Source organism: Escherichia sp. E14S1 (assembly GCF_004211995.1).
GTDB lineage: Bacteria > Pseudomonadota > Gammaproteobacteria > Enterobacterales > Enterobacteriaceae > Escherichia.
Map to the genome: position 1 here is coordinate 39,980 of NZ_RHJQ01000014.1, position 16,636 is coordinate 56,615.

A 16,636-nucleotide genomic window follows, 5' to 3' on the forward strand; every position below is an offset into this window, starting at 1 on the left:
GTGGAGAAAGCTCCGACAGCATCCAGCGCTTCAGGCAGTTCCCGCAACGGTTATCCATTGCGGGAAATAGCCTTGATTACTTCAGATCGGCCTGTACCTGACGCAGCGGTTTCGCCCAAGGATTTTTGGCCTGGACATCGGCTGGCAATGTAGATACCGCTTTTTTCGCTTCTTCTTTCGAAGCGTACACGCCAGAAACCAGGACATACCACGGCTGACCATTACGCGTCGTTTCATAGACAACGTAGTTTTTCAGGTTCTCTTTCTTCGCCCAACCGTTCAGGTTGTCGTAGTTAGAGGAACTGCTCAACTGCAGAGTGTAATGGCTTGACGGTGCCGATTTCAACGAACCAACATTACCCGCGCTCTTCGCCCCAGCAGCTGGTGTTGTCGTGGTTTGCGCCGGAGATGCCGTTTGTGCCGGCTCCGTGCTGGCAGTCGCATTCGGCGCTGGCGTTGCCGCTGGCGTAGAAGTCGCAGCCGGTGCCTTCGAGCTCGCCACTGGCGCTGCTGGTTCGGTACGCTTCGGTTGCTGTGCTACCGGCTTCGGTTCGGTTTTCACAGTTGCTTGCGGTTTTTTCGGTTCAATCACTGCCTGCTGACGCGGCGGACGCGTGGTGGTCGGACGTTCAGCGGTTTGCGTTTTTGCCGTGTCGCGCGATGCATTGCCATTGCGTACTGGCGCAACCGTTGCGGGTTCGGTCGGCAATGTCGAATTTACCGCCACATTGTTCAGCTGTTGCTGATTTTGTGGCTGGGTCAGGGCATTGTTCAGATCACCCTGTACTTCAACACGCTGTTGACCATCCGTTGCCGCCGGGGTCTGCCCCTGGGTCGGCGTAGAAGAAATCGGCGGCAGAGAAACATCCTGCTGAGTATTTTCCGCAGACGTGGTTCCCGGTGCTGGCTGCACGCCATTCGCCTGATCGGTCGCATTGCCAGCAAGATCAATACTCTTCTCGCCAGACGCAGTTTGATCGCTGGAAGAGGTCGAGGGGGCTTTTAACGCAGAACCGATACCGATGATCAACAGCAACAGAACCAGAATACCGACGCCCATCATCATATACTGACGAGAAGCAGGTTTGCTGGCTGCTTTTTTGCGCTTACGCGGACGCCGCTCTACACGCTCTTCATCCACCGTTTCATCTTCGGATTCGTCATATTCTTGTTCGATTTCCGGTTCCTCATCGCGCTCTTTTTGCGCGCGGGTCGGACGGCGATCATCCGTATCATCAAGTTCAATATCATCAAAATTGATCTGCGGTTCGCCACGTTCAGTACGTTCAGAACGCTCAGAAGATTGACGAGAACGACCAGTACGACGATCGCTGGGATCGGGTTTCAGCTCGTCTTCTGGTTTGAATTCATCCATTTAACACCCCACTAAAAGGTTAATGCTTACCACGTTGCAATTAACCTGAAGCTAATAAACCGCCGGATAAGCGGCCTGACCTTTCTTGTTGTTACGCTAACTGACAATCAGCAATGGCGTTAAGAACGATATCGTGCGAAACACCGCCGCGAACTTCGCTCTTACCAATTGCCAGCGGAAGAATTAAGCGCATTTCTCCCGCAAGAACTTTCTTGTCACGCAGCATATGCGGTAAATATGCCTGCGCGGACATTTCGCGCGGCCCATTGACCGGTAACCCAGCCCGCGTGAGCAGGGTAATAATACGCTGCGTTTCGGCAGAACTGAACTGCCCGAGACGTTCCGATGTGCGCGCCGCCATTACCATACCCGCAGCAACCGCTTCACCGTGTAGCCAATTACCATAGCCCATTTCAGCTTCAATGGCATGACCAAAGGTATGTCCAAGATTGAGTAAAGCACGTAAGCCAGCTTCACGCTCGTCGGCGGCGACAACTTCTGCTTTCAGCTCACAGCAGCGGCGAATACAGTACGCCATTGCAGGGCCATCCAGACGAAGCAGCGCGTCGAGATTCTCTTCCAGCCAATGGAAAAACTCGCCGTCAAGAATAATGCCGTATTTGATGACTTCCGCTAGCCCCGAAGCCAACTCACGCTGAGGAAGCGTTTTCAGACAATCGAGATCTACCACCACCGATGCAGGTTGGTAAAACGCGCCAATCATGTTTTTACCGAGGGGATGGTTTACCGCGGTTTTGCCGCCAACGGAGGAGTCAACCTGCGACAATAGCGTCGTTGGGACTTGAATGAAGCGAACGCCGCGCTGATAGCTCGCCGCCGCGAAACCGGTAAGATCGCCCACCACACCGCCGCCAAGTGCAACCAGTGTAGTATCGCGGCCATGCGGCTTTTGCAACAACGCTGTAAAGACGGTGTCGAGTACTGCCAGGCTTTTATACTGCTCGCCGTCAGGGAGGATAACGCTATCGACGTTAACACCCGCCTGTTCAAGTACGCCGCGGACCTTATCGAGATACAGAGGAGCCAGGGTTTCGTTGGTGACCAACATCACCTGCTCGCCCGATTTCAGCGGTAAGAATGAAGCTGGTTCGTTAAACAAACCAGATGCGATGGTAATTGGGTAACTACGTTCCCCGAGAGTGACGACTATCCTCTCCATAACGCGACATCCACCTTAATTACTGTACCCGCAGACGAGTGTATTTAAAGCCAGAATTAGTTGCTTTCCAGCATGTTAATAATCTGGTTTGCGACCACTTTAGCGCTTTGGTCATCAGTACGAATGGTCACGTCGGCAATCTCTTCATACAGCGGATTGCGTTCATTGGCCAACGCTTCCAGAACTTCACGTGGCGGTGTTTCAACGTGCAGCAACGGGCGTTTTTTATCACGCTGCGTGCGTGCAAGTTGCTTTTCGATGGTCGTTTCAAGATAAACGACAACGCCACGAGCGGAAAGACGGTTACGCGTTTCGCGGGATTTCACAGAGCCGCCGCCAGTAGCCAGCACAATACCCTGCTTCTCGGTCAATTCATTGATGACCTTTTCTTCGCGATCGCGGAAGCCTTCTTCGCCTTCTAAATCGAAAACCCAGCCCACATCAGCTCCGGTTCGTTTCTCAATCTCTTGATCGGAATCGTAAAATTCCATATTGAGTTGTTGAGCTAACTGGCGCCCAATAGTGCTTTTTCCGGCACCCATAGGCCCAACCAGAAAGATATTGCGTTTCTCTGCCATTTTTTCGGTACTACTAAGACTATTCGTTAATGATAAACCCGCTTCGCTCAGAGAGCGCAGCGGGACATGAACTGAAACCTCATAAGATATTGCGAGAGTCAGACTGAAAATTATCTCAATACTCCAGCAGGTTTGGCAACTGAATAAATCACCCATCCCTCTGCATATCTGGTCGCTGCAGGCATGCTGCCTTGCTATCACCGCTTTGGCGATAAATCACCGGGTAAGATTAGCGTAAAAAAGACAGCAAAATGCCGCCTGAATGATAAATCATCATCATAAAACGCAGGCAGCTAAGAGCACCAACTCTCAAATCGGTACTCCTTGTATGCTAAATACCTGCGCGCGTCAAATAGATGAAACACGTTCAACGTAAAAACATCACCGCTTTTGCGGCGGTTTACTCACTGGAAACCAGTCGTGGCGTGATAAACACCACTAACTCACGTCGTTCATCTTCTTTTCCGTCATGACGAAATAATTGCCCGAACCAGGGAATGTCACCCAACAGCGGTACGCTATCCTGACCCGATTTATTTTTACGGGTAAAAATGCCGCCCAGCGCCAACGTTTCTCCGCTTTTGACCTCGACTTGCGTTTCGATCTCCTGCTTGTCAATTGCCAGCACTTCGCCATCGGCTTGTTGAAGGACCTGCCCCGGAACGTTCTGGCTGATGTGTAATTTCAGCCGGATGCGACCTTTTTGTAACACCGTGGGCGTGACCTCCATTCCCAGTACCGCCTCTTTAAACTCCACCGATGTTGCACCACTTTCACCACTGGAAACCTGATACGGAATTTCGCTTCCCTGTTTAATGCTGGCAGGCTGGAGATGCGAAGCCAGTAAACGTGGACTGGCGATGATATCCAGTTGCTGTTTCTGTTCTAGTGCGGAAAGCTCCAGATCCAGCAAACGTCCGTTGATCCGCCCAATGTTAAAACCGATATGCGTCGTCGCCGTCGCCACCGCGAGATCGCTACCGAGCGTAGTCACTTGCCCAACGCCGCCAGCTTGTTGCGCATCGGCCAGCGTCCATTTCACGCCTAACTCGCGCAGACTTTTTTCATTAATGGTGACAATGTGTGCCGACAGTTCAACCTGGCCTACCGGCAAATCCATTTGCATGACCCACTGTTCCAGTGCAGTTAACGCCGCCTGGTTATCGCGCAACAAAAGGCGATTGGTACGTTTATCAACGGTCATGCTGCCTTTGGCGCTAAGTAGCTTCTCCCCCGCTTTCGCCAACTCTCCGGCATCGGCGTATTGCAGGGTAATGCTGCGATTTTCCAGCGGCAGGTTTGCCTGCGCCCGTGCTTTCTCTGCCTCCTGGCGGGCGATATTTTCATTTTGCCAGGCAACGGAATGCACTGAAAGAATATTGCCTTCCTGACGCGTTATCAGCCCGGCGCTTTTCACTACGGTTTGTAGCGCCTGCTTCCAGGGAACATCCGTTAAATGTAGCGATACCGTACCGCTGACGTCTGGCGACACCACCAGGTTTAGCTTCTCCTGTTCGGCCAGCGCCTGCAAAACCTGAGCAACCGGAACGTCATCCACCATCAGCGTGACTTTTTGCGGCTTTGCCGCCTGCACGATGGGCATCATCATCAACAGTAGTGCGGCTATCCATTGCTTCATTTGTATCTCCTTGCCGTTGCCACAACCACTGTGGCGGTTCGCAGTTTGTCCCGGTTCCCAGCGTTAGTGTGTCTGGCGTCAGCTGTAAGATCGTCCAGCCGTTTTCCAGCACATCGTTTTGCTGCACCCGTCGCCATTTCTTTTGCCCATCTTTTATTACGCCAATAACGCGCTCGCCTCTTCTACCATCCCCTGATAGCGCCACTGGGTAAGTTCGCTAATCCGGCATAGATCTTCCGGTGGTTTAAACGGGTCGCGCATGCCGGTTAATAGCCATAATGCAACACCAGCCAGCAGCCAACGTTTAGCCATCATTCGCCCCCTCCAGTTGGAGCGTGAACAAGAGTTCATCACCTTCCACGCTTAACGAAAAACGACTTACGCTGACGTTGCGCTCTGCCAGTCGTGTAAATGCCGACGGCACCGCTTCCCAGGGCGTTTTCAACGCCAACTCCCCTCCCTGGGCGGACGGATGCCAGTAAACCAGTTGCGCGCCAGGCAACTGAAAATCCAGCGGCGAAAAGGGCAACGTCTTTTCTTCGCGGATGGGTGTGGTGTCTACCAGGCGATGCAGTGCAGCCCACTGCTGGTGATTACTTGCCCGCAGTCGAATTAATGCGTCGCTCTCTTCCTGATGGGCCAATGAAAGAACGATGATTGTGAATAACACCAGCAACCAGACTGACCAGCCAAACTGACGGGTACGAGGAGATGTGGTAAACCACCAGTCAAAGAGCGAGTTCATCGCTAACCTTCCTTGTTAACTGATACGCAAATTGCCAGCGCCCTTGTGCATCCTGCTGCGTGGTCCCTCGCTGGTTGAGCTGAAAAGAGGCATCCTCACGGAGTGACTTCTCCAACACATTTAGTGCTGTGATGTTCGACGTAAGTCCTTTGACTTCCAGCGTTCCCTGCTGCCAGCTCAGCGTGGTCAGCCAGGCTTTTTCTGGTAAAAGCGTCGCCAGCGCTTCCAGCGCTGGTTGCCAGTCGCGGGTAAATTGTCGCTGACGCTGACGTCGCAAATGCTGTTCGCGTAACTGTTGGCGTTCCAGCAAACGTGGCTTAGTGACCTGTAAGCTACGGGCGAGTTGTTGTTCTCCCTTGAGCAAAATGGCGTCTACGCGTGCTTCGGCGTTATATGCCAGACGCTGCATTAGCGTTATCCCTATGGTCAGCAGCAGAGGGGCAACAAACATCTGCAACCAGAAGCGAAAAAAGGCCGCACGGCGTTGCTGTCGCCAGGGCAAAAAATTGATTGGTGGGTTCATTAGCGACTCTCCCCAAGCGCCAGCCCCAGCGCAATGGCGAAGTCTCCACCTGGTGGCGGTAGCGGCGGCTGACGAACAGAAACCGCCTCCCAGGGGTCAAATCCGCCTTCGCCGCATATTGCGATACTGTCGGGATCCACGGATAACATCGCTGCAAGGTCATTCGCGCTTGTCACCCCCACCACCAGCTTGCGCCCCCAGCTATAGCGCGTCGCCCACAACCACTGTTCGTGGTCACACCAGGCCAGACATTGCTTGTGAGGGGGTAAAAAAGGCAGAAACCGTTGTAAAGCGCAGGCATCCGGGGTAATCGCGCTAACGTGAACACGCAATCTTTCTGCCAGGGTAAGTAACGTTGCCAACTCTTTGCTTTGCGCGGCGGTCACGTTATAGGCCGGGCTTAGTGAATCTTCGCTATAATCGAAGCGCAGGGAGTCCGGTTCCATATCCAGCTCGCGTGCCATTGTGCCTGCCAGCCATGCCGTTTGCTCTCGCTCACCGAGAGACATCGCCGGGCGTGGAAATGCCCTCTGTAACGTTCGACCAGCAGGAAATGCCAGCATAATGTGATGTCGATGCGGCAGTTCACGACTCCACGGTAACAACGTTTTTGCCAGCCGCTCTGTATCGAGAATGCGTCCATCTTTGATAATGTCTGTCGCCAGCGGCAAGCGCCACCAACGTTGCAAAAAACATTCTTTTGCACCACGCACGATAGCAACCGCCACCGCTTCTTGCTGTTGTAAATGCAACCCAATTTGCCAGTTCTTAAATGCCATTGTGATGATCTCCTTATCACCCGTCACTCTGACGGGTATATCAATGCGTCTGGCTTGCCTTTATACTACCGCGCGTTTGTTTATAAACTGCCCAAATGAAACCAAATCGGAAATTTCCAGTGAAGTTCGTAAAGTATTTATTGATCCTTGCAGTCTGTTGCATTCTGCTGGGAGCAGGCTCGATTTATGGCCTCTACCGCTACATCGAGCCACAACTGCCGGATGTGGCGACATTAAAAGATGTTCGCCTGCAAATTCCGATGCAGATTTACAGCGCCGATGGCGAGCTAATTGCGCAATATGGTGAAAAACGTCGTATTCCGGTTACGTTGGATCAAATCCCGCCGGAAATGGTGAAAGCCTTTATCGCGACGGAGGACAGCCGCTTTTATGAGCATCACGGCGTTGACCCGGTGGGGATCTTCCGTGCGGCAAGTGTGGCGTTGTTCTCTGGTCACGCGTCACAAGGGGCGAGTACCATTACCCAGCAACTGGCGAGAAACTTCTTCCTCAGTCCGGAACGCACGCTGATGCGTAAGATTAAGGAAGTCTTCCTCGCGATTCGTATTGAACAGTTGCTGACTAAAGACGAGATCCTCGAGCTTTATCTGAACAAGATTTACCTCGGTTACCGCGCCTATGGTGTCGGTGCTGCGGCACAAGTCTATTTCGGTAAAACGGTCGACCAACTGACGCTGAACGAAATGGCGGTGATTGCCGGGCTGCCAAAAGCCCCATCCACTTTCAACCCGCTCTACTCAATGGATCGCGCCGTCGCGCGGCGTAACGTTGTGCTGTCGCGTATGTTGAGCGAAGGGTATATCACCCAGCAGCAATATGATCAGACGCGTAGTGAGCCGATTAACGCCAATTATCACGCGCCGGAAATTGCCTTCTCGGCGCCGTATCTCACCGAAATGGTGCGTCAGGAGATGTATAGCCGTTACGGCGAAAGCGCTTATGAAGACGGTTATCGCATTTACACCACCATTACCCGCAAAGTTCAGCAGGCCGCGCAGCAAGCGGTACGTAACAACGTGCTGGACTACGACATGCGTCACGGTTATCGCGGCCCGGCTAATGTGCTGTGGAAAGTGGGTGAGACGGCGTGGGACACCAAAAAGATAACCAATACTCTGAAAGCGTTGCCGACTTACGGTCCGCTGCTGCCTGCCGCAGTTACCAGCACCAATCCGCAGGAAGCGACAGCGATGCTGGCTGACGGAACGTCCGTAACGTTGCGTATGGAAGGCGTTCGCTGGGCGCGTCCTTACCGTTCAGACACTCAACAGGGACCGACGCCGCGTAAAGTGACTGATGTGGTGCAAACGGGTCAGCAAATCTGGGTTCGCCAGGTTGGCGATGCCTGGTGGCTGGCGCAGGTGCCAGAGGTGAACTCGGCGCTTGTGTCGATCAATCCGCAAAACGGTGCCGTCATGGCGCTGGTTGGTGGCTTTGACTTCAACCAGAGCAAGTTTAACCGCGCAACTCAGGCGCTGCGTCAGGTGGGGTCGAATATCAAACCGTTCCTCTACACCGCAGCAATGGATAAAGGTCTGACGCTGGCAAGTATGCTGAACGATGTGCCGATTTCCCGCTGGGACGCCGGTGCTGGTTCTGACTGGGAGCCGAAAAACTCACCACCGCAATATGCCGGTCCAATCCGTTTACGTCAGGGACTGGGTCAGTCGAAGAACGTAGTGATGGTGCGTGCAATGCGGGCTATGGGCGTCGACTACGCTGCAGAGTATCTGCAACGCTTCGGCTTCCCGGCGCAAAACATTGTTCATACCGAATCGCTGGCGCTGGGTTCCGCGTCCTTCACGCCGCTGCAGGTGGCGCGCGGCTATGCAGTAATGGCGAACGGTGGCTTCCTGGTGGATCCGTGGTTTATCAGCAAAATTGAAAACGACCAGGGCGGCGTGATTTTCGAAGCGAAACCGAAAGTAGCTTGCCCGGAATGCGATATCCCGGTGATTTATGGCGATACGCAAAAATCGAACGTGCTGGAAAATAACGACGTTGAAGACGTGGCTATCTCCCGCGAGCAGCAAAATGTTTCGGTGCCGATGCCGCAACTGGAGCAAGCTAATCAGACATTAGTCGCGAAGACCGGCGCGCAGGAGTATGCACCGCACGTTATCAGCACTCCGCTGGCATTCCTGATTAAGAGCGCACTGAACACCAATATCTTTGGTGAACCAGGCTGGCAAGGTACTGGCTGGCGCGCAGGTCGTGATTTGCAACGTCATGATATCGGCGGGAAAACCGGGACCACCAACAGCTCGAAGGATGCATGGTTCTCGGGTTACGGACCAGGCGTAGTAACCTCAGTATGGATTGGCTTTGACGACCACCGTCGTAATCTCGGTCATACCACGGCTTCCGGGGCAATTAAAGATCAGATCTCTGGTTATGAAGGTGGTGCTAAAAGCGCGCAGCCTGCATGGGACGCTTATATGAAAGCCGTTCTGGAAGGCGTACCGGAACAACCGCTGACGCCGCCGCCGGGTATTGTGACGGTGAATATCGATCGCAGCACTGGGCAACTGGCCAGCGGCGGCAACAGCCGCGAAGAGTACTTCATTGAAGGTACACAGCCTACACAGCAGGCGGTGCGCGAGGTGGGAACGACCATTATCGATAATGGTGAGGCACAGGAATTGTTCTGATTAAAAAGGCGCTTCGGCGCCTTTTCAGTTTGCTGGCAAAGTGCGCGTTGTTCATGCCGGATGCGGCATGAACGCCTTAGCCGGCATGCAAAATCTTGAAAACTCAATACATTGCAGGAATCCCGTAGGCCTGATATGTATGACGCATCAGGCAAGATCTACGTATTTACAACCGCCCCTGCCCCTTCAACCACTCACGTACCAGGAACAGCGCGCTGACATTGCGCGCTTCATTGAAGTCAGGATCTTCGAGCAAATCCATCATATGCGCCAGCGGCCAGCGAACCTGCGGTAGCGGCTCCGGCTCATCGCCTTCCAGCGATTCCGGGTAGAGATCTTGCGCCACCACAATATTCATTTTGCTGGAAAAGTAAGACGGCGCCATGCTGAGTTTCTTCAAAAAAGTCAGATCGTTCGCACCAAATCCCACTTCTTCTTTTAGCTCGCGGTTAGCTGCTTCGTAGACGCTTTCACCGGGATCAATCAGCCCTTTCGAAAACCCTAACTCGTAGGATTCAGTTCCCACCGCGTACTCACGAATCAGGATCAGATGGTCGTCCACAATAGGCACAATCATCACCGCTTCCCTGTTGGTTGGACGCATTCGTTCATAAACACGCCGCACGCCATTGCTGAACTCCAGATCCACGCTTTCGACGGTAAACAGTCGGGAACGGGCTACAGTTTCAACATTCAGAATGGTGGGTTTTTGTAATGATTTTCTCATTGTGGAATCTTTGCAGTGAAATCAGTATTTATTGTGCGATATCGGACACCGTTTCGGCAATGTGAATTGCATGTTATTTACATTTATGCAACCTGATAAATAATCGTTCTCAAATCAAATTAAAAGTCAATAGGTTGAAATAACTCCAGGAATTTGCTGATATTCCGCCCTCAGAGGGTTTGCTATGATCAGCGGTTACTGGGATGCGCTTAATGATGCTCAAGTTCAACTCCACGCTTGCCGATAGCCAACCGCAGAATCCTATATTGTGTCCAGGGTGCGAATAATCACGCCTGACAAATTAAGTAAGATGGGGAAAGCATGAGCACCATTGTGATTTTTTTAGCTGCTTTGCTGGCCTGCTCACTACTTGCGGGATGGCTGATAAAAACCCGCACCAGGCGGCGACAATTGCCCTGGGCTAACGCCTTCGCTGATGCGCAAACGCGCAAACTCACTCCGGAAGAACGTAGCGCTGTTGAAAATTATCTCGAGAGCCTGACGCAGATTTTGCAGGTTCCCGGTCCGACGGGGGCCAGCACGGCGCCTGTCTCTCTGACGCTGAACGCCGAAAGCAATAATGTGATGATGCTGACGCACGCTATCACACGTTATGGCATCTCTACCGACGATCCCAATAAATGGCGCTACTACCTTGACTCGGTAGAAGTCCACCTGCCGCCTTTCTGGGAGCAGTACATCAACGACGAAAACACCGTTGAACTGATTTATACCGACTCACTCCCATTAGTCATTTCACTCAACGGCCATACGCTGCAAGAGTATATGCAGGAGACTCGCGGTTACACGTTACAACCTATTCCATCAACGCAGGCATCGATTCGCGGTGAAGAGAGCGAACAAATTGAGTTGCTCAACATTCGCCAGGAAACGCACGAAGAGTATGCACTTAGCCGCCCACGAGGATTGCGGGAAGCGCTGCTGATTGTCGCCTCATTCCTGATGTTCTATTTCTGCCTGGTGACCCCGGATGTATTTGTCCCGTGGTTAGTTGGCGGCGCGCTGCTGCTGCTGGGCGCGGGCCTGTGGGGATTATATGCGCCACCTGCCAAATCCTCTCTAAGGGAAATCCACTGCCTGCGCGGGACACCGCGTCGCTGGGGGCTGTTTGGTGAAAACTCTCAGGAACAGATTAACAATATTTCGCTTGGTATTATCGATCTGGTCTACCCCGCGCACTGGCAACCTTACATTGCCCAGGATCTCGGACAACAAACCGATATCGATATCTACCTCGACCGTCACGTCGTGCGCCAGGGGCGCTATCTTTCGCTGCATGACGAAGTAAAAAACTTCCCGTTGCAGCACTGGCTACGCAGCACGGTTATCGCAGCCGGTTCGCTGATAGTCTTGTTTATGCTGCTGTTCTGGATCCCACTGGATATGCCGCTGAAATTCACTCTCTCGTGGATGAAAGGCGCGCAGACTATTGAGGCCACCAGTGTTAAACAGCTCGCGGACGCTGGCGTACGCGTAGGCGATACCTTACGTCTAAGTGGTACAGGCATGTGTAATATCCGCACTTCCGGCACCTGGAGCGCGAAAACCAATTCACCGTTTTTGCCGTTTGACTGCTCGCAAATCATCTGGAATGACGCCCGTTCATTGCCATTACCGGAATCGGAACTGGTTAACAAAGCTACGGCGTTGACCGAAGCAGTAAACCGTCAACTGCACCCTAAACCGGAAGATGAATCACGCGTCAGTGCCTCATTACGTTCTGCGATTCAGAAATCCGGCATGGTTTTGCTTGATGACTTTGGCGACATCGTACTGAAGACAGCAGATCTCTGTGCAGCCAAAGATGATTGTGTGCGCTTAAAAAACGCCCTGGTGAATCTTGGCAACAGTAAGGACTGGGACGCACTGGTGAAACGCGCCAACGCAGGAAAACTTGATGGTGTGAATGTATTACTCCGCCCGGTGAGCGCAGAATCGCTGGATAATCTGGTGGCGACTTCCACCGCACCGTTTATCACTCATGAAACGGCGCGAGCGGCACAATCACTGAATAGCCCAGCGCCTGGCGGCTTCCTGATTGTCAGCGACGAAGGCAGCGATTTTGTCGATCAACCGTGGCCAGCAGCCTCACTTTATGACTACCCGGCGCAAGAACAATGGAACGCTTTCCAGAAGCTGGCGCAAATGTTGATGCATACACTGTTTAACGCCGAGGGGATCGTCACCAATATTTTCACCGATGCCAACGGCACGCAGCATATCAGCTTGCACCCTATTCCGGACCGTTCTGGCCTGTGGCGCTATCTCGGCACCACATTACTGCTACTGACGATGTTCGGCTGTGCCATCTATAATGGCGTGCAGGCCTGGCGTCGTTACCAGCGTCATCGCACCCGCATGATGGAGATTAAGGAATATTACGAAAGCTGCCTGAATCCGACGCTGCTCACGTCTTCAGAAAGCCTCATCGAATAACACGTTTGCGCGGCAGGTTATGCTACCCTGTCGCGCAAATTGCTTCACTCTGGAGATTTCCCCCATGCATATCAACATTGCCTGGCAGGACGTAGACACCGTTCTGCTGGATATGGACGGCACGTTGCTCGACCTCGCCTTCGATAACTATTTTTGGCAAAAGCTGGTGCCTGAAACATGGGGCGCGAAAAACGGTGTTACGCCACAGGAAGCAATGGAATATATGCGCCGGCAATATCACGACGTGCAGCATACGCTAAACTGGTACTGTCTTGATTACTGGAGCGAGCAACTGGGTCTGGATATCTGTGCGATGACCACCGAGATGGGGCCGCGTGCTGTGTTGCGTGAAGATACTATTCCGTTTCTCGAAGCGCTGAAAGCCAGCGGCAAGCAGCGAATTTTGCTCACTAACGCCCATCCACATAACCTGGCCGTTAAACTTGAGCATACGGGTCTGGACGCACACCTTGATTTATTACTTTCCACCCACACATTTGGTTATCCGAAAGAGGATCAGCGGTTATGGCATGCGGTGGCCGAAGCTACGGGTCTGAAAGCTGAAAGAACGCTGTTTATTGATGACAGCGAAGCCATTCTCGATGCTGCCGCGCAATTTGGTATTCGTTACTGTCTCGGCGTCACCAACCCTGACTCTGGAATAGCCGAAAAACAGTATGAACGCCATCCGTCACTGAATGACTACCGCCGCCTGATCCCCTCGCTAATGTGAAGGAGACGCCATGAAAGAAAAACCGGCTGTTGAGGTTCGACTGGATAAATGGCTATGGGCCGCCCGTTTTTATAAAACCCGCGCGCTGGCCCGCGAAATGATTGAAGGCGGTAAGGTGCATTACAACGGGCAACGCAGCAAGCCGAGTAAAGTCGTCGAGCTGAATGCCACGCTCACGCTGCGCCAGGGAAATGACGAACGAACGGTGATTGTAAAGGCGATTACTGAACAGCGTCGCCCCGCCAGCGAGGCGGTCTTGTTGTATGAAGAGACTGCGGAAAGTGTAGAGAAACGCGAAAAAATGGCGCTGGCACGTAAACTTAATGCCTTAACCATGCCGCACCCGGACCGGCGCCCGGACAAAAAAGAGCGCCGTGACCTGTTACGATTTAAACACGGCGACAGTGAATAACTGTCACCTGCAAGAGAGATGATTATGCCGCAACATGACCAATTACATCGCTATCTGTTTGAAAACTTTGCCGTTCGCGGCGAACTGGTAACCGTTTCGGAAACCCTGCAACAGATCCTTGAGAATCACGATTATCCGCAGCCGGTGAAAAACGTGCTGGCAGAACTGCTGGTCGCGACCAGCCTGTTGACCGCTACGCTGAAGTTTGATGGTGATATCACCGTACAGCTGCAAGGCGACGGTCCGATGAATCTGGCGGTTATTAACGGTAACAATAAACAGCAGATGCGTGGTGTGGCGCGCGTGCAGGGCGAAATTCCAGAAAATGCCGACCTGAAAACGCTGGTCGGCAATGGTTACGTGGTGATCACCATTACCCCGAGCGAAGGCGAACGCTATCAGGGCGTGGTTGGTCTGGAAGGTGATACCCTGGCGGCTTGCCTGGAAGATTACTTTATGCGTTCTGAACAGCTGCCGACGCGCCTGTTTATTCGCACCGGTGACGTAGACGGCAAACCGGCTGCGGGCGGTATGTTGTTGCAGGTAATGCCTGCGCAAAATGCCCAGCAAGACGACTTCGACCACCTGGCGACGCTGACCGAAACCATCAAAACTGAAGAGCTGCTGACGTTACCGGCAAACGAAGTTTTGTGGCGCTTATACCACGAAGAAGAGGTGACGGTTTACGATCCGCAGGATGTTGAATTCAAATGCACCTGCTCGCGTGAACGTTGCGCAGGCGCGCTGAAAACGCTGCCGGATGAAGAAGTTGATAGCATCCTCGCGGAAGAAGGCGAAATTGACATGCATTGTGATTACTGTGGTAACCACTATCTGTTCAATGCAATGGATATTGCCGAGATCCGCAACAATGCGTCTCCGGCAGATCCGCAGGTTCATTAATCGCCATGTCCGGCAGAGATGACTCTGCCGGATATCATGACTAAATTGCCTGATGCGCTGCGCTTATCTGGCCTACGGATTAAATGCAATTTATCGCAGGTAAGATAAGGCGCCGCATCCAACCGCGCTGTCACTCATTCAGATTCAAATCCAGCGTTTCACCATCCACCGTAAGATCGCGCCACACTTTAGGCTTTGTCCCCAGTTTTCCATCCTTCGCCGCTGTGAGTAATTTCTCTTTCGTTATTACACGCGGAAGTGAACTCATCGTAATCTCTTTCCATTCTTTCCCGGCAGGATCAACACCATAGACAATGACTCTTTCATCATTAAAGGCAAACAGGATCCGCTCAGCCCTACCATCACTATTCAGATCTTGCTCTACCAGCACGCAGGCATCTTTTTCAATACATATCATTGCGTTATAGCGATTTTTCATCACTACCGACCAGAATGTCGTATCAGGTTTGCCAGAACCTGGGGCAATAAATACATTATCAGCTAATGCTTTTTCCGATATCTGCTGCTGAAGACGTTGCACTCCATCAAACGCCATCAGCAGACCCCGCCTGCGTTTCGGGTCTTTCATATACTCGACATCGCTTTTCAGCGACTCAAGCGCTGCACGCCCATAGCGACCGCTATGTTCGAGCATGTAGATACTTACCTGGTCTGGCGTGTTCTTGCCACTCTGATAACGCGCCATATGGCTGTTCACGCTAATGCGCATACTGTCCAGCACCGGTGAATTAAGAAGCACCAGTATCACCAGCACCAATAACGAAACCGTAAGGTTCACTTTGCCCTGAAGAACAAGGGGATTTTGCCCTTTACGCCAGGCAATACTGACGAAATACCCCAGCGACCAGACCAGTAACACCACCACCGCCAGTGCGCCGTGCAAGCGTTCGGTAGTCCAGCCGTATTGAGCGACCCGCATCCATATAGCCCAGGCGGCGATCAGCACATAGAGCGGCGCCACCAGCAGAGACGTTTTTATCAGGCAACGCAACGGGCCAGTCCAGGGAAGCGTTGCTTTTTGCGGATCGCGGACAATGGCCATTAAGAGCAACTGCAAAAAGGCCAGAGTTAAAAGCAGCCCAGCGGCGGAGATGTGGCGGGAAATCATATTCAAACCAGCAAAGGGCAAAGTGATAATAAACAGCAGCGTCAGCAGTGAAACCAGTGGTAGCAAACCTGTGGCGATTAACGTGAAGAGCTTTTGAATAGAGGCGATTAACCGCGATTGAGTCCGCGCAAGAATGACTGCCAGCGCGGTAACCAGGCCCAGCGTAAGATACATAAACCAGTCGGTTGAAAAAAAGAGGGTACTGAAAAACGTGATGCCAACAAGTTTAAATAACTCACTCCACAGTAAAAGTACCAGCCATGTCAGACCATTAGTGATCAAAATCACCATCAATATTAGAGCGTTATACCACGCTGACTGGTAAAAAAAGCTATAGTTCGTTCGCTCTTTTCTGTCGTGCAAATTCAGTTGTATCCAGGGCAATAACAACATCGCCATTAACAGCAGATAACAACCAAATTCCCAGAGTTCCTGGTCCGCTCGCCAGGGACTCATGCCATCAATTTGCCACTTCAGCCAACCGCTCATCGCCAGGGTGGCAATAAATACCAGCGCCAGCCACCCCCACAAACGCTTCTGTTTGAAGGATTCCACGGTGAATAACAAAATGGATGAAAGTGCCACGGTCGCAGGAATGCCGTAAACAATCCAGTTGTTATTGTCCACAGCCAGCCAGGTTATCAGAAAATAGCAAACCAGCCCCTGGATTAATCCAGTGGCGACCATTCCCCACCGTGTTGCAGGTGAAATTTCAACGTTATCCATGTTCGTGATCCGGAATCAAAAGGAAGGTTAATTATTGCATTCAGGCAGTACTAATATT

14 protein-coding genes and 1 pseudogene are annotated in these 16,636 nt (G+C 52.4%); 5 read left to right on the forward strand and 10 right to left on the reverse strand.

Annotation, left to right across the window (positions count from 1 at the left end; translation table 11 throughout):
- Positions 1–76 precede the first annotated feature (76 nt).
- The 8 genes and pseudogenes from damX to hofM form a co-directional block, all read right to left on the reverse strand.
- Positions 77–1,375, reverse strand: coding sequence for a cell division protein DamX (gene damX, locus D9734_RS16495; protein ID WP_130208961.1), 1,299 nt, complete (start codon positions 1,373–1,375; stop codon positions 77–79).
- 91 nt (positions 1,376–1,466) lie between these two features.
- Complete coding sequence (gene aroB, locus D9734_RS16500) at positions 1,467–2,555, reverse strand: 3-dehydroquinate synthase (RefSeq protein WP_130208963.1); 1,089 nt, start codon at positions 2,553–2,555, stop codon at positions 1,467–1,469.
- Between the two features lie 56 nt (positions 2,556–2,611).
- Complete coding sequence (gene aroK, locus D9734_RS16505; RefSeq protein WP_001507994.1) at positions 2,612–3,133, reverse strand: shikimate kinase AroK; 522 nt, start codon at positions 3,131–3,133, stop codon at positions 2,612–2,614.
- Between the two features lie 400 nt (positions 3,134–3,533).
- A complete protein-coding gene (gene hofQ, locus D9734_RS16510; protein WP_130208965.1) occupies positions 3,534–4,772 on the reverse strand; it encodes a DNA uptake porin HofQ in 1,239 nt (412 codons plus the stop codon).
- Positions 4,684–5,087 (reverse strand): annotated as a pseudogene (locus D9734_RS16515) (DUF2531 family protein). The gene hofQ and the pseudogene D9734_RS16515 overlap by 89 nt, the downstream one beginning before the upstream one ends.
- Entirely contained in the window at positions 5,077–5,517 is a 441-nt protein-coding gene (locus D9734_RS16520) for a DNA utilization protein HofO (protein ID WP_130208967.1), read from the reverse strand. Before D9734_RS16520 ends, D9734_RS16515 begins: the two are co-directional and overlap by 11 nt.
- The gene (locus tag D9734_RS16525) at positions 5,501–6,040 is read right to left on the reverse strand and encodes a PilN domain-containing protein (protein WP_130208969.1); all 540 of its coding nucleotides are present in this window, start codon (positions 6,038–6,040) and stop codon (positions 5,501–5,503) included. The genes D9734_RS16520 and D9734_RS16525 overlap by 17 nt, the downstream gene beginning before the upstream one ends.
- The gene (gene hofM / locus D9734_RS16530; RefSeq protein WP_130208971.1) at positions 6,040–6,819 is read right to left on the reverse strand and encodes a DNA utilization protein HofM; all 780 of its coding nucleotides are present in this window, start codon (positions 6,817–6,819) and stop codon (positions 6,040–6,042) included. The genes D9734_RS16525 and hofM overlap by 1 nt, the downstream gene beginning before the upstream one ends.
- Positions 6,820–6,938: 119 nt before the next feature.
- Between hofM and mrcA the strand changes: the two genes are divergently transcribed.
- Positions 6,939–9,491 (forward strand): peptidoglycan glycosyltransferase/peptidoglycan DD-transpeptidase MrcA, encoded by a 2,553-nt coding sequence (gene mrcA, locus D9734_RS16535; RefSeq protein WP_130208973.1) that lies wholly within the window; start codon positions 6,939–6,941, stop codon positions 9,489–9,491.
- Positions 9,492–9,657: 166 nt separating this feature from the next.
- On the opposite strand, the gene nudE is transcribed toward mrcA, so the two are convergent.
- Positions 9,658–10,218, reverse strand: a complete 561-nt coding sequence (gene nudE, locus D9734_RS16540) for an ADP compounds hydrolase NudE (RefSeq protein ID WP_126511443.1) — start codon at positions 10,216–10,218, stop codon at positions 9,658–9,660.
- 321 nt (positions 10,219–10,539) lie between these two features.
- On the opposite strand from nudE, the gene igaA reads away from it, so the two are divergent.
- The 4 genes from igaA (at position 10,540) to hslO (ending at position 14,723) form a co-directional block, all read left to right on the forward strand.
- A complete protein-coding gene (igaA, locus tag D9734_RS16545; protein WP_130208975.1) occupies positions 10,540–12,675 on the forward strand; it encodes an intracellular growth attenuator protein IgaA in 2,136 nt (711 codons plus the stop codon).
- Between the two features lie 64 nt (positions 12,676–12,739).
- Positions 12,740–13,408 carry a GMP/IMP nucleotidase gene (gene yrfG, locus D9734_RS16550; RefSeq protein ID WP_130208977.1) on the forward strand — a complete coding sequence of 223 codons (669 nt, stop codon included), beginning with the start codon at positions 12,740–12,742 and terminating at the stop codon, positions 13,406–13,408.
- A gap of 10 nt (positions 13,409–13,418) precedes the next feature.
- Positions 13,419–13,820, forward strand: coding sequence for a ribosome-associated heat shock protein Hsp15 (gene hslR / locus D9734_RS16555; RefSeq protein ID WP_000660493.1), 402 nt, complete (start codon positions 13,419–13,421; stop codon positions 13,818–13,820).
- Positions 13,821–13,844: 24 nt separating this feature from the next.
- On the forward strand, positions 13,845–14,723 hold the full coding sequence (gene hslO / locus D9734_RS16560) for an Hsp33 family molecular chaperone HslO (RefSeq protein WP_130208979.1): 879 nt from the start codon (positions 13,845–13,847) through the stop codon (positions 14,721–14,723).
- A gap of 130 nt (positions 14,724–14,853) precedes the next feature.
- On the opposite strand, the gene D9734_RS16565 is transcribed toward hslO, so the two are convergent.
- Positions 14,854–16,578 (reverse strand): DUF4153 domain-containing protein, encoded by a 1,725-nt coding sequence (locus D9734_RS16565; protein WP_130208981.1) that lies wholly within the window; start codon positions 16,576–16,578, stop codon positions 14,854–14,856.
- Positions 16,579–16,636 lie beyond the last annotated feature (58 nt).